Genomic DNA, 12,282 nt, shown 5'->3' on the forward strand with positions numbered 1-12,282 from the left:
CGGCGTGCCTGCGCCTCGTTTTGGGGCGGAGCGCCATCTTCGATGCCCTCGAGAACCGGTTTTTTGAGGCAGGCCGACTGCTAGGTTCATTCTGAGCGCGAACAGTTGGGGGACTGAACATGCATTCAGACCAGGATGCCGCACACGACTCAGGGGGAAAACCGGCCATCGACCTGCCACGACCAGCAGCGCCTCACGCAGCGCCGGCGCCAGAGCCGGCGCCAGAGCCGGCGCCCGAATCCTCGATCGACGACGTCCTCGCCGACTGCGAGCGATCGAGCGCGAGCGGGCGCCATCTCGACGGTGTCGGGCAGGCCGAGGCGGTGCTGGCCCGGACCGGGGCGACGCTGCTGCAGCAGGCGCGGGCCCGTGAACTGCTGGCGCTGCATCGGCTGCGACTGGGCGACTATGAGGCATCCGTTCAGCAGGGACTGTTGGCGCTGGAGTTCCTGGACGGCACCGGCGATCTGCTGCGGCAGTCCAAGGTGCACTGCACCCTGGTGCTGGCCTACAGCGACACGGGGCTCTACGAACCGGCGCTGCGCCACGTGCTCGCGGCAGTGGAGACGGCCCGCGGCAGTGGTAGCGCCCTGGCCGAATTCTGGGCGCTCAGCCGTTCGTCGATGGTGCACGAGGGCATGGGCGAGTCCGAACGGGCGCTCGAACTGGGGCGGCAGGCGCTGGGCCTGGCGCGCACGATCGACGACCCCGAGGCGCGGTTCGTGGGTCTCAACAACCTCGGTGACACCTGCCTGATCCAGGCTCAGCGGCAGAGCGCACAGGGCATGAACGTGGAGATAGGTCTGAAGCAGGCCCTCCTGCTCGTGCGGGAGGCCGTGGCCGTGGCCCACGCCCAACGGCACAACTTCTACGAGAGCATCGCCCGCACCAACCTGGTCAGCATCCTGATCGAACTCGGCGAGCACGAAGAGGCCCGCGAGCAGGCCGGCCGGGCGCGCCGTCTGGCGAAGGCGCACGGGTTCCGCAGTCTCGAGGAGAACAACGACGCGCAGCTGGCCGAGGTGGCCAGGGCCGAGGGTGACCTCGACGGGGCCACCGCGATGATGAACGCCCAGCTGCTGGTCGCCGCCCTCGACGACGATCCGGCTCTGCACATCAAGCTGCAGCAGGCCTTGTTCGAGATGCACAAGGAGTCCGGCCGGTTCGAGCAGGCGCTCGGACACTTCGAGAAGCTGCACGCCCTGATCCTGAAACGCACGACCGAGACGGCCGGCATCCAGTCCCAGATGCTGATCAACACCCTGGGGATCGAGCAGGCCCGCCACGAGGCGGAGCGGTCGCAACTGGATGCGGCACGGCTGCGCATCCGTGCCGACGATCTGGACCACCAGGCGAACACCGACCCGCTGACGCGACTGCCCAATCGCCGGGCGCTCGACCGTCAACTGCCGCCTCTGATGGGGCGCTCCCGCGACACCCGGCAACCGATCTGCGTGGCCATGATCGACATGGATCACTTCAAGCGGGTCAACGACGAGCACGGGCACGCCACCGGCGACCAGGTGCTGAACGCCATGGCTACCCTGTTGCGCGCCGTCACCCGGGACAGTGATCTGGCCGTGCGCGTGGGCGGCGAGGAGTTCTTACTCGTTTTCGCAGACACCACCCTGGACCGTGCCGAGCAGGCGTGCGAGCGCCTGCTGGCCTCCGTTCGCGGCTACCACTGGGGTGCCCTGGCGCCCGATCTGGCCTGCACCGCGAGCGTCGGCCTGGCCGAACTCTCCCCGGGCGAGACCGTGGCGGACTGGCTCGCGCGCGCCGACGCGGCCCTCTACCAGGCCAAGGATTCCGGCCGGGACCAGATAATTATCGCCGTGGTGCTGTCGGCGGCGTAGAACCCGAGGAGCCCCCATCCGGAGTCCCGTGCCCGGCCTTGAACCAATTCGACGGAGATTTTGCCGAAAAGGGTCGGTTTGAGGCCGAAAACAGGGTTTATGGGCAAAATCTCCGTCGAATTCGTTAGGGGCGGAGGTGCTGCAGGGCCGCGGGCGGGGAAACGGACGACCCCCGATTCACGGCCGGCACTGACCCTCGAACGCGGCGGCGACGGATGCGGCGTTTCGCCCGTAGGCTCGACGCGGGGGTTTGTGCCTCGGGGGCCCGGAAAACGGGCCTGCCGGAGCCCGACTTCATTGGCTGCACGATCGCACGATTGCACGGGGGAAACGCTTGAAACTGACGTCCGCACAACTGGACCGCGCCGCCGGCGTTCTGCTGGGCATGGCCTGTGGCGACGCCCTCGGCGCCGGCTACGAGTTCGGCCCGCCGCTCGCGAGCGACGCCGTGGTCACGATGAGGGGCGGCGGCGGGTTCGACTGGGCTCCCGGAGAGTGGACCGACGACACCTCCATGGCCGTGCCGATCGTCAACGCGATCGCGGCCGGTCAGGACCTCCGCGACGAGGCCGTGCTCGACGAGATCGTGGCTGCCTGGGTCGAGTGGGCCCGCACGGCACCGGACGTGGGCAACCAGCTGCGCGCGGTGCTCTCCCGAACCGAGCCCACGGCATCCGCGGTGCGCGTCGTTGCCCGCGCCCATCACGACCGGCACGGCCGCAGCGGCGGCAACGGTTCGCTCATGCGCACGGCGCCCGTAGCGCTCGCCTACCTCGACGACCCGGTGGCGCTCGCCGGCGTTGCCCGCACGATCAGCACGCTCACCCATTATGAAACGGATGCCGGCGACGCCTGCGTGCTCTGGTGCCTGGCCATTCGGCACGCGGTGCTCGAGGGCGCCCTCGACGTTCGGGTGGGCCTCGACGCCCTGCCCGCCGACCGCCGCGCGCTCTGGGAGGCCCGTCTCGTCGTGGCCGAGGCCGGCGTTCCCTCCGACTTCGGCCGGAACGGCTGGGTCGTGGAGGCGCTGCAGGCGGCCTGGTCGGCGATCATTCAGCCGCGGAGCGCGCCGGGTGGCGCTTCCGGCACGGGAACCGTCTCCGCCACCCCCGCCGGGCACCTGCAGGACGCCCTCGAGATCGCCGTGCGTGGCGGCCGCGACACCGACACGGTCGCCGCGATCGCGGGTGGGCTGCTCGGGGCGCGCTACGGCGCATCCGCGGTGCCGGCCGCCTGGCGCCGCATCGTGCACGGCTGGCCGGGCGGATTGCGCGCCGACGAACTGGTGCGCCGCGGTGTGCTGGCCGCCCGCTCGAACGGTGGGCGATCCCGGTGGTCGAGCGTGTCGGGGTCCCCGGTGCTGGCCGAGCGCCGCGACCGGGCCGGCACCGACCGGAACGAGCCTGGTGCAGCCAAGCCCCGCGACGTGGCCGTACTCGACCGTCGGTCCCGCAAGGACCGTGCCGCCACCACCTGGCCTACCGCCGATCACCTGCCGTACTCCACCTCCGGCGACATTTCCACCTTGGTACGGCACCCGCACGACGACGGCGTCTGGCTCGGTGCGATCGGTATCCTGGGTGACCTGCCGGTGGAAATCGACGCCGTCGTGTCGCTCTGCCGGGTCGGCCGCACACAGGTTCCCGGCCGCATCCGCGCTGAGAACAAGGTCGCGGTCTGGCTGATCGACGAGCCCGCGGAGAAGGCCAACCCCAACCTCGACTTCGTGCTCACGGACACCGTCGATGTCATCGCGGCCCTGCGCGCCGAGGGACGCACCGTGCTCGTGCACTGCGTGCAAGCGGTCAGTCGCACGCCCGCGGTTGGTGCGCTCTACGCTGCGAGACACCGCGGGATCCCGATCGAGCAGGCGCTGCGCGAGGTGACGGATGTCCTGCCGCACGCGCATCCGAACACCGCGTTCCTGCAGGCGCTCACGTCTCTGGCGTAAGCGATCGGCCTGCAATAACAGGCCGGTCTCAGGGGCGATGGCCATCCGGGTCGAGGGGTGACGCGGCATCCGGTTGTACGCCCGGGTCTGTGCTCTCCGCGGTCGGATTCGTGAACGGGACCGCGCCGAGCGCCTCCGAGGAGGTGCGCACGGGCCCGACGGTGCGCTGGCGCAACGGGTCACGACGCAGATCCACATGGAGCGACACGCACAGCCCGATGATGATCAGAACGAACGGGGTCGCCGCCAGGATGGTGAACGTCTGCAGGGCACCCAGCCCGCCCACGAACAGCAGAACCGCAGCGACGGCGCCGGTGAGGATCGCCCAGAGGATCACCAGCGGCTTCCAGGGCTCCTTACGACCGCGACTCGACGGCGTCCCGAGCACGAGAGCGCCCGCATCCTCCCCCCCCTGACGAAGAACACGGCTGTGAGCACCATCACTACGAGAGCCGAGCCGATGAAGAACGGATATTGCTGCAACGCCGCGAAGAAGCCGGCCGCCGCACTGCCGGTGCCGGCGATGTCGACACCGTTCAGCTGCAGGTGCAGCTCCGTGCCGCCGAAGACGACGAACCACAGGATGCTGACCCCCGTCGGCACCAGAAGCACGCCGAGAATGAACTCACGTATGGTGCGGCCACGGGAGATCCGGGCGATGAAGGTGCCTACGAACGGGGGTCCAAGAGATCCACCACGCCCAGTAGAAGATCGTCCAGCTCGCCAACCAGTCGTCGCCGCCGAACACCGCCGAGTGGAAGCTCATCGGTACGAGATCGGTACGAGATCGGTCAGATAGGCGCCGATCGACGACGGCAACAGGTTCAGGATGAAGACGGTCGGGCCGACCACAAAGACGAACACGACCAGGAGGGCCGACAGCACCATGTTGGTGTTGCTCAGCCACTTGATGCCTTTCGCCACCCCGCTCGCCGCGGAGAACACGACCCCCACGGTCAGCACGCAGATAATGATGATCGGCACGACCGTTCCGGGATCCTCCTCGAATTGGCCGGAACCAAGCAGTGAGACACCGGCCGCGATCTGCAGCGCTCCCAGCCCGAGTGAGGTCGCCGAACCGAACTGGGTGCAGATGATCGCCAGGATGTCGATCGGCTTGCCCCAGCCCTTGCCCTCGATCCGCTCCTTGCCGAACAGGGCCTGGAACGGGGCGCTCATCAGGTTGCCGCGGCCCATCCGGTAGGTCGAGTAGGCCAGGGCCAGGCCGACCACCGAGTAGATCGCCCACGGATGCAGACCCCAGTGGAAGAAGGTGTAGGCCATGGCCGCGTTGGCAGCCTCCGGGCTGTTCGCCGGCGCGTCGACGAACGGTGGCGGCGTCGCCAGGTGGGTGACCGGCTCGTACACGCCGAAGAACATCAGACCGATCCCCATGCCTGCACTGAACATCATCGACACCCAGGAGACTGTCGAGAACTCGGTGCTCTGCCCCTCTCGGGAGCGCGGAATGCTGCCGTACCTCCCGAAGGCCAGCACCAACGATGCCGAAACGGTGCCCACGGTCTCGGTGAACAGCACCCCGACCAGACAGATCGCCACGACGATGCCGGCGGAAACGCCGAAACCGTTTTGTCGATGGTGGCCAGGCCCTCTCGGTGCGGTTCACTGACCGCGTCGCCGAGCTCCGACTCGATACCATCTGCTGAATCCTTGGACATATCGCTCCTCGGTGATCGAACACCCGTCGATCGGACAGTTCCCGTCACGTCACTGTCGCCGAAGGTGCGAGCAGAAAACTGCTTGCGGCTCGCCTAAACGCGACGCGGATGGCGCGGCGATTACTATCGTGGCCGCTATGGCTGACCTCGGAGAATTCGAACCGGCCCAACCGGCCCAACCGGCCCTCTACACCGGCAAGGGCGATTCCGGCCGCACCACCTCCGGCCGGCACGGCGACGTGGCCAAGACCGACGTGCGTGTCGCCGCCTACGAAGCCTGCGACGAGGCCAACGCGGCCGTCAGCTTGGCCATGGCTGCCGGTGGCCTGCCCATCGAGGTGACCAGTACGCTCGCCAGCGTGCAGAACGACCTGTTCGATTTGGTGGCCGACCTGTCCGTGCCCCTCGACGACCCTGAGCCGGCACCGGCACGCATCCGCGAGTCGCACCGTGTCCGGCTCGAGCGTGCCGTCGATCACTTTGCGCAGCAGGCCGCCGACCTGAGCGGCTTCGTACTCCCCGGCGGGACGGTCGCAGCCGCACTGCTCTACCAGGCGCGTGGCGTCGTGCGCCGTGCCGAGCGAGCGGTGTGGGTTGCCATCGACCTGCACCCGACCTCCGTGGACCCGCTCACCGCTCGGTACCTGAACCGGCTGTCGTCCCTGATGTTCGTGCTGGCCCGGGGAGCCAACGCCGAGCACGGCGACGACCGTCCGGAAACGGGTGCCGGCGGCGCCTGACGGTGCTGCTCTCCGAGATATGCGACGCGGCCTCCCGCGTAACCTCCGACCTGGCCGCAGGCGAGCCGCGGGCGGCGGCACGATGAGCACGAGTACCAGCACCAGTACCAGCGCCAGCGCCATGAATCCCCCGGCGGATGCGTCAGCGGTCGACGGTCAGCGGTGGACGGTCAGCGGGTGACCGTCAGGAAGACGTCGCCCGACTCGAGCTGGGCGCCGGCCGTGACGGCATCCGCCAGCGTGATGTTCTCCGCCTTCTGTTCGAGGATGATCACCGGCACGATCGGGTTGCGCCCGGTGGCCTCGATCGCCGACACGTCCCAGCTGACGATGGTGTCGCCGGCAGAGACGTGGTCGCCCTGTTGTGCGAGCAGGGTGAAGCCCTCGCCGTGCAGTTCGACGGTGTCGATTCCCAAATGCACAAGCACACCCAGGCCGTCGGGGGAGACGATCACGTAGGCGTGCGGGAACACCTTGAGCAGGGTGCCGCTGATCGGGGCGATGGCGTCGACCACGCCGCGCGGCGGGTCGATCGCGGCGCCCGGGCCCACGATGGCCTGGGCGAAGGTGGGGTCGGGTACCTCGGCGAGCGGCACGGCGCGGCCGGGCACGGGGGAGAGAACGATCACAGCAGGTCCTCGATGTCCTCGGCCAGGTTGTCGGCCTCGGGGCCTACGACGACCTGCACAATGGTGCCGGAACGGAAGACACCGTGCGCTCCGGCGGCCTTGAGCGCCGCCTCGTTCACGACCGCGGGGTCGGTCACCTCGGTGCGCAGGCGAGTGATGCACGCCTCGATTTCGACGATGTTGGTTTTTCCGCCGAGGGCGGCCAGGATCTGCGCGGCTTTGCTAGTCATCTTCTGTTCCTTCTGTGGTGGGCACTGCGACGGGCTCATCGACTGCGATTCGATCGAAGGCCCGGGCCGCACTCGGTGTTGACAAGTGGGGTGCCCTGCCTTCATGATCTAACTATTGGATCGTACCAGTACGGACCACTCAGTGGAAGTGGTACTACACCACTCGGGCTCGACGCCGACCGAACCGATCAACAAGTGAAAGGCAACGCCATGAGCCAGACTCAGGAGGAGAACTCAATGCTCGCAGCCGGGCCGGTGTCCAAGCAAACGCAGCTGCGCTCGATCCTGCAGGATCTGGTCGAGAAGACCCTGGCTCCACACGCCGCGATTCCGCCCGAGCGCAAGCTGATGGCGAAATACGGCGTCAGCCGGTCGACCGTGCGGGAGGCCATCCGTCAGCTGGTCGAGGAGGGTCTGCTTTACCGCATCCAGGGCAAGGGCACCTTCGTGGCGGGCGAGCGTGTGCAGAGCGATCTGCACCTGGCCTCCTTCACCGAGGACATGCGCCGTCGCGGTCTTGTTCCGGCAACACTCCTACTGGCCACCGCGCTGATCGAGGCACCGCTCGATGTGCGGGCGGCACTCGGCCTCGGCGCGGGCGCCCGGGTGCAGGTCGTCGAACGGCTCCGGCTGGCCGGCGGCACCCCGATGGCCCTCGAACGCGGCTACTATCCGGCGGAGCTGCTGCCGAATCTTGGCGAGCAAGACCTCACCCGCTCCCTGTACGCGACGTTCGCGACCGAATACGGCCTGCGCATCGACAACGCCGAGCAGGCGGTCTGGGCGGATGCCGCCGGTCCCCAACTCGCGGAGACGCTGGGCGTCACCGCGGGGGCGCCGCTCATCGTCTTCCGGCGCACCTCGTCGGCGGGGTCAGCCGCCATCGAGTACGTCACGTCCTGGTACCGCGGCGATCGATACCAGATTCACATGACCCTGAATCTCCAGCACCAGCTCTGAACTCCGGCCCGGCATGAGGCCGGGCCCCACTCACCACACCCATCACAGGAGGAAATCCATGTCCAGCATCACCGTAGACGCCGGGACGCGACGAAAAATACCGGGCCTGGGCCAGGCTCAACGAGTCGGCCGCAGCCTGATGCTGCCCATCGCGGCGTTGCCTGCCGCCGGGCTGCTTCTCCGCATCGGTCAGCCTGACCTGCTCGGCGCCATTCCCGGCTTCGAAACGGGCGGAGCCGTCATCGCCTCGGCGGGCGGGGCGCTGTTCGGTGCCCTCCCGTTGCTCTTCGCGGTCGGCGTCGCGATCGGCTTCGCGAAGAAGTCCGACGGCTCGACCGCCCTCGCGGCCGTGGTCGGCTATCTCGTCTTCTCCAAGGTCGGTGAGGCGATGTCGCCTCTCGTGCTGGGGCTGCCGGCCGAGGGTGACCCCCAGGTTCTCGTCGATTACAGCGTGCTCGGCGGCATCCTGATGGGTATCGTCTCTGCGGTGCTCTGGCAGAAATATCACCGCATCTCCTTGCCCAGCTATCTCGCCTTCTTCGGTGGCCGACGCTTCGTCCCGATCATCACCGCCGTGGTGGCGCTCGCACTCGGCGTTCTCCTCAGCTTCGTCTACCCGGCCTTCGCCGGCGGATTGACGGCCTTCGGCGATGTCGTCACCTCCAACGACATCTGGGGCGGCTTCCTGTACGGCACCACCAACCGGTTGCTCATCCCCGTGGGGCTGCACCACATCCTCAACTCCGTGGTGTGGTTTGTGATCGGCGACTACAACGGCGCCAGCGGCGACATCGCGCGGTTCTTCGCCGGCGACCCCACCGCCGGAACCTTCATGACCGGGTTCTTCCCGATCATGATGTTCGCCCTGCCCGCCGGAGCCCTCGCCATCTGGCATGAGGCGAAGCCGTCCCAGAAGAAGATCGTCGGCGGCATCATGCTCTCCGGTGCCCTCACCGCCATGCTCACCGGCGTCACCGAGCCCCTCGAGTTCTCGTTCATGTTCGTGGCGTTCCCCCTCTTCGTCATCCACGCGTTCCTCACCGGGACGTCGATGGCTCTGGTGAACGCACTGGGCATTCGCGACGGTTTCAGCTTCAGCGCGGGTCTGTTCGATTACGTGCTCAACTTCGGCCTCGCCGAGAAACCGCTCCTGCTCATCCCGATCGGGCTGGCGTATGGCGCGATCTACTACTTCCTGTTCCGCTTCGTGATCCGCAAGTGGAATCTGAAGACCCCCGGCCGCGGCGACGACGAGGTGCCCGACGCCAGTGCGCCGGACTCCGCCTCCTCGACGTCGGTCTAGTCCACACAATCCAGAGTCTGGAGCACGAATAATGGCTGAAGTAGTTTTTGTTGACAGTGAGGCCGCGGCGGGAACGCTCGCGGCGGCATCCATTCGCGCACTCATCACCCGGAAGCCCGACGCGGTGCTGGGTCTGGCCACCGGCTCGACCCCGCTCTCGGTCTATGCGGCGCTCGCCGCGTCGCTGGCGGAGAACCCGATGGACGTCTCTCGGGTGCGCGGCTTCGCACTGGACGAGTACGTCGGCTTGCCGGCCGACCACCCGGAAAGCTACCGCTCCGTGATCACCCGCGACGCCGTCGTGCCGATCGGTCTCACCCCCGGGAACATCCAGGTGCCGAACGGCGACCTGGCCACAATTGAGACCGCGGGCGTCGACTACGAGGCAGCCATTCGCGCCGCCGGAGGCATCGACGTGCAGATTCTCGGCATCGGCCGTACCGGGCACGTCGGGTTCAACGAGCCGGGGTCGTCGTTCGCGTCGATCACGCGCATCAAGACCCTCGCCGAGAAGACCCGCGTTGACAACGCGCGGTTCTTCGCATCCCCCGACGACGTGCCGATCCACTGCATGACGCAGGGTCTGGGCACCATTCTGCGGGCCCGGCACCTCATTCTGCTGGCCTTCGGCGAGGAGAAAGCGGATGCCATCGCCGCCGCCGTCGAGGGACCGATCACGTCGAGCAAGCCGGGATCCGTCATCCAGCTGCATCCGCATGTGACGGTCATCGTCGACGAGGCCGCCGCCTCCCGGCTCGAGAACCTCGCCTACTACAAGTACGCCTGGGCCAACAAGCACGCCTGGCAGGGGATCTGACGCGCCGCGAATCCTGACGCGTTTCCTCACCCCGTTCCGTGCAACTCGCTGACTCCTGGAGACACCCTCATGACCCCGCCCGCACCCACCCAGGTCGACTCGACGCTCCTCGCTGCCCGGGCCGTGATCGCACCCGATGCGGTGCACACGCCGGGGTGGGTGGACATCCGTGCGGGACGGATCGTGGCGTGCGGCGCGGGCGAGCCGCCCCGCGCGCCCGACCACGTCTTCGCGGAGAGCACCCTGGCGCCCGGCTACGTCGACATCCACACGCACGGCGGCGGCGGCAGCAGCTTCAACGACGCCGACACCGACGCCGCCGTGGCGCGGATCACCGCGACCCACCGGGCTCACGGCACGACCACGATGATGGCCAGTCTCGTCACCGGTCCCCTTGACACATTCGAGCGCACCGTGGCAGCCCTGGCCGGGCTGGTCGAACGGGGAGTGCTGGCCGGCATCCATCTGGAGGGCCCGTGGCTGAGTCCGGTTCACCGCGGGGCCCACGACGAGAGCTTGTTGCGCGAGCCTGATACTGAGACCGTCGACCGGTTGATGCGGGCGGGGCGAGGCACCGTGCGCATGGTCACCATCGCGCCTGAACTGGAGGGCGGGCTCGCGGCCGTGACGCAGATCGCGGGCCACGGGGCCGTGGCCGCGATCGGGCACACCGACGCGAACTACGACCTGACGCGGCAGGCGATCGCGGCGGGGGCCACGGCAGGAACGCACGTATTCAACGCGATGCGGCAGATTCACCAGCGTGAGCCCGGCCCGGCTCTCGCCTTGCTTGAAGACCCGAACGTCTTCGCCGAGCTCATCGCCGACGGCGTGCACCTGCATCCGGCCGTCGTGCGGTTCATCATCGAAAGCCCGTCGCGGCCCGTCTTCGTCACGGATGCCATGGCCGCTGCCGGCGCGGACGACGGCGCCTACAAGCTCGGCGGCCTCGACGTGAGCGTCGCCAACGGCGTGGCGCGCCTGGCCGACGGCACGATCGCCGGCAGCGTGCTGACCCTGAGCGAAGCCGTGCGCTACGCCGTGCACACCGCCGGAGTGCCGTTGGCCGTCGCGGTGCGGGCGGCCACCCAGAACCCGGCCGACATGATCGGCCTCCCCGACCGCGGTCGGCTCGCCGCCGGCCTCCGCGCCGACCTGATCGTGCTCGACGCGGGCCTGTGTGTCACGGCGACGATGCAGGCCGGGGTCTGGTGCGCGCGGTAGCTCGTCCGTGTTCCGACTCCCCGTTCGTTCCCCTGACCCATTCCCCCGCCCAGCCCCTAACGAATTCGACGGAGATTCTCGCCCAAACGTGCCTGAAAGTGCCTTTTTCGGGCGTTTGAGCCAAAATCTCCGTCGAATTCGTTCGGGCGGCGGGCGGCGGGCGGCGGGCGGTGTGGAACGGGCGGCGGCGCGGCGGGCGGCAAACAAACCCCTACCCCGGGCGCCGCTACACCCCGAAAGCCATCCGTACCCCGAGCGAGAGCATCACGACGGCGATGAAACCGTCGAGGATGCGCCACGAACGCGGGCGGGCGAAGAACCGCCGCAGATGGCGGGCACCGAAGCCGAGGCTGAAGAACCACACGAAGCTGCCCGTGATGGCGCCGGCGCCCCACCACCAGCGGGCGGCCTCGCCCTGCTGGTTGGCGACCGACCCGAGGAAGATCAGGGTGTCCAGGTAGACGTGCGGGTTCAGCCAGGTGAGTGCGAGCATGGTCGCCACCGCCACCTTGGTGCCGATCGGGGTCGGCGAAGCATTCGCCACCAGGGAGCCCGGTTTGAAGGTCCGTACGGCGGCGAACACCCCGTAGGCCAGCAGGAACGCGGCCCCGACAACCCGGATCACGATCAGCGCCACCGGGGTCTGTTCCACCAGCAGGCCGATGCCGAGGATTCCCGCGAAGATGAGCGCGGCATCCGAGATGGAACAGATCAGCACCACCGGCAGGATGGTGCGCGTGCGCCCCTCGATCCCGAGCCTCAGAACATAGGCGTTCTGGGCGCCGATCGCGACGATCAGGGCGAGTCCGGTGCCGAACCCGAGCAGCGCGGGGAGGAGGGTGGTGGCGAGGTCCATGGTGGCAAATCTAGGAGGCGCTCAACACGCAGTACAG

14 protein-coding genes are annotated in these 12,282 nt (G+C 68.3%); 7 read left to right on the forward strand and 7 right to left on the reverse strand.

Annotation, left to right across the window (positions count from 1 at the left end; translation table 11 throughout):
- Positions 1-119: 119 nt before the first annotated feature.
- Complete coding sequence (locus E3O22_RS12900; protein ID WP_134393742.1) at positions 120-1,856, forward strand: diguanylate cyclase; 1,737 nt, start codon at positions 120-122, stop codon at positions 1,854-1,856.
- 334 nt (positions 1,857-2,190) lie between these two features.
- Positions 2,191-3,807, forward strand: a complete 1,617-nt coding sequence (locus tag E3O22_RS16440) for an ADP-ribosylglycohydrolase family protein (RefSeq protein WP_241976641.1) — start codon at positions 2,191-2,193, stop codon at positions 3,805-3,807.
- A 28-nt stretch (positions 3,808-3,835) separates the two neighbouring features.
- Here the strand turns inward: E3O22_RS16440 and E3O22_RS16115 are convergent, their stop codons facing one another.
- From E3O22_RS16115 to E3O22_RS16130, 4 genes are read right to left on the reverse strand one after another with little or no spacing between them, the layout of a single operon-like run.
- Positions 3,836-4,195, reverse strand: coding sequence for a BCCT family transporter (locus E3O22_RS16115; RefSeq protein ID WP_198410609.1), 360 nt, complete (start codon positions 4,193-4,195; stop codon positions 3,836-3,838).
- On the reverse strand, positions 4,141-4,419 hold the full coding sequence (locus tag E3O22_RS16120; protein ID WP_198410610.1) for a BCCT family transporter: 279 nt from the start codon (positions 4,417-4,419) through the stop codon (positions 4,141-4,143). The genes E3O22_RS16115 and E3O22_RS16120 overlap by 55 nt, the downstream gene beginning before the upstream one ends.
- A 13-nt stretch (positions 4,420-4,432) precedes the next feature.
- Positions 4,433-4,573 (reverse strand): BCCT family transporter, encoded by a 141-nt coding sequence (locus E3O22_RS16125; protein ID WP_166784898.1) that lies wholly within the window; start codon positions 4,571-4,573, stop codon positions 4,433-4,435.
- Positions 4,570-5,367: a BCCT family transporter gene (locus E3O22_RS16130; protein WP_198410611.1), complete on the reverse strand. Its 798-nt coding sequence runs from the start codon at positions 5,365-5,367 to the stop codon at positions 4,570-4,572. The genes E3O22_RS16125 and E3O22_RS16130 overlap by 4 nt, the downstream gene beginning before the upstream one ends.
- A 256-nt stretch (positions 5,368-5,623) precedes the next feature.
- Here E3O22_RS16130 and E3O22_RS12915 point away from each other — a divergent pair, with 256 nt between their 5' ends.
- A complete protein-coding gene (locus E3O22_RS12915) occupies positions 5,624-6,226 on the forward strand; it encodes a cob(I)yrinic acid a,c-diamide adenosyltransferase (RefSeq protein ID WP_134393743.1) in 603 nt (200 codons plus the stop codon).
- A 170-nt stretch (positions 6,227-6,396) separates the two neighbouring features.
- On the opposite strand, the gene E3O22_RS12920 is transcribed toward E3O22_RS12915, so the two are convergent.
- Positions 6,397-6,855, reverse strand: coding sequence for a PTS glucose transporter subunit IIA (locus E3O22_RS12920; protein WP_134393744.1), 459 nt, complete (start codon positions 6,853-6,855; stop codon positions 6,397-6,399).
- The gene (locus E3O22_RS12925; RefSeq protein ID WP_255570053.1) at positions 6,852-7,124 is read right to left on the reverse strand and encodes a glucose PTS transporter subunit EIIB; all 273 of its coding nucleotides are present in this window, start codon (positions 7,122-7,124) and stop codon (positions 6,852-6,854) included. Before E3O22_RS12925 ends, E3O22_RS12920 begins: the two co-directional genes overlap by 4 nt.
- 171 nt (positions 7,125-7,295) lie before the next feature.
- On the opposite strand from E3O22_RS12925, the gene E3O22_RS16630 reads away from it, so the two are divergent.
- From E3O22_RS16630 to nagA, 4 genes are all read left to right on the forward strand, one after another.
- The gene (locus tag E3O22_RS16630) at positions 7,296-8,045 is read left to right on the forward strand and encodes a GntR family transcriptional regulator (RefSeq protein WP_304988607.1); all 750 of its coding nucleotides are present in this window, start codon (positions 7,296-7,298) and stop codon (positions 8,043-8,045) included.
- A gap of 58 nt (positions 8,046-8,103) precedes the next feature.
- Entirely contained in the window at positions 8,104-9,348 is a 1,245-nt protein-coding gene (locus tag E3O22_RS12935; protein WP_134393746.1) for a PTS transporter subunit EIIC, read from the forward strand.
- Positions 9,349-9,379: 31 nt separating this feature from the next.
- Entirely contained in the window at positions 9,380-10,165 is a 786-nt protein-coding gene (locus E3O22_RS12940; protein WP_134393747.1) for a glucosamine-6-phosphate deaminase, read from the forward strand.
- A gap of 69 nt (positions 10,166-10,234) precedes the next feature.
- The gene (gene nagA / locus E3O22_RS12945) at positions 10,235-11,389 is read left to right on the forward strand and encodes an N-acetylglucosamine-6-phosphate deacetylase (protein ID WP_134393748.1); all 1,155 of its coding nucleotides are present in this window, start codon (positions 10,235-10,237) and stop codon (positions 11,387-11,389) included.
- Positions 11,390-11,615: 226 nt separating this feature from the next.
- On the opposite strand, the gene E3O22_RS12950 is transcribed toward nagA, so the two are convergent.
- Positions 11,616-12,245 (reverse strand): LysE/ArgO family amino acid transporter, encoded by a 630-nt coding sequence (locus E3O22_RS12950; protein ID WP_134393749.1) that lies wholly within the window; start codon positions 12,243-12,245, stop codon positions 11,616-11,618.
- Between the last annotated feature and the right edge of the window lie 37 nt (positions 12,246-12,282).

Origin of the sequence: Cryobacterium sp. TMT2-18-2 (assembly GCF_004402245.1) — a bacterium.
GTDB classification, from domain to species: Bacteria; Actinomycetota; Actinomycetes; order Actinomycetales; family Microbacteriaceae; genus Cryobacterium; species Cryobacterium sandaracinum.

What these genes read in the sequence shown, in the direction of transcription:
- E3O22_RS12900 (WP_134393742.1), top strand. Translation starts at nt 120, where the DNA reads ATGCATTCAGACCAGGATGCCGCACACGACTCAGGGGGAAAACCGGCC.
- E3O22_RS16125 (WP_166784898.1), bottom strand. Translation starts at nt 4,573, where the DNA reads ATGAGCTTCCACTCGGCGGTGTTCGGCGGCGACGACTGGTTGGCGAGC.
- E3O22_RS12915 (WP_134393743.1), top strand. Translation starts at nt 5,624, where the DNA reads ATGGCTGACCTCGGAGAATTCGAACCGGCCCAACCGGCCCAACCGGCC.
- E3O22_RS12925 (WP_255570053.1), bottom strand. Translation starts at nt 7,124, where the DNA reads ATGAGCCCGTCGCAGTGCCCACCACAGAAGGAACAGAAGATGACTAGC.
- E3O22_RS16630 (WP_304988607.1), top strand. Translation starts at nt 7,296, where the DNA reads ATGAGCCAGACTCAGGAGGAGAACTCAATGCTCGCAGCCGGGCCGGTG.
- E3O22_RS12935 (WP_134393746.1), top strand. Translation starts at nt 8,104, where the DNA reads ATGTCCAGCATCACCGTAGACGCCGGGACGCGACGAAAAATACCGGGC.
- E3O22_RS12940 (WP_134393747.1), top strand. Translation starts at nt 9,380, where the DNA reads ATGGCTGAAGTAGTTTTTGTTGACAGTGAGGCCGCGGCGGGAACGCTC.
- nagA (WP_134393748.1), top strand. Translation starts at nt 10,235, where the DNA reads ATGACCCCGCCCGCACCCACCCAGGTCGACTCGACGCTCCTCGCTGCC.
- E3O22_RS12950 (WP_134393749.1), bottom strand. Translation starts at nt 12,245, where the DNA reads ATGGACCTCGCCACCACCCTCCTCCCCGCGCTGCTCGGGTTCGGCACC.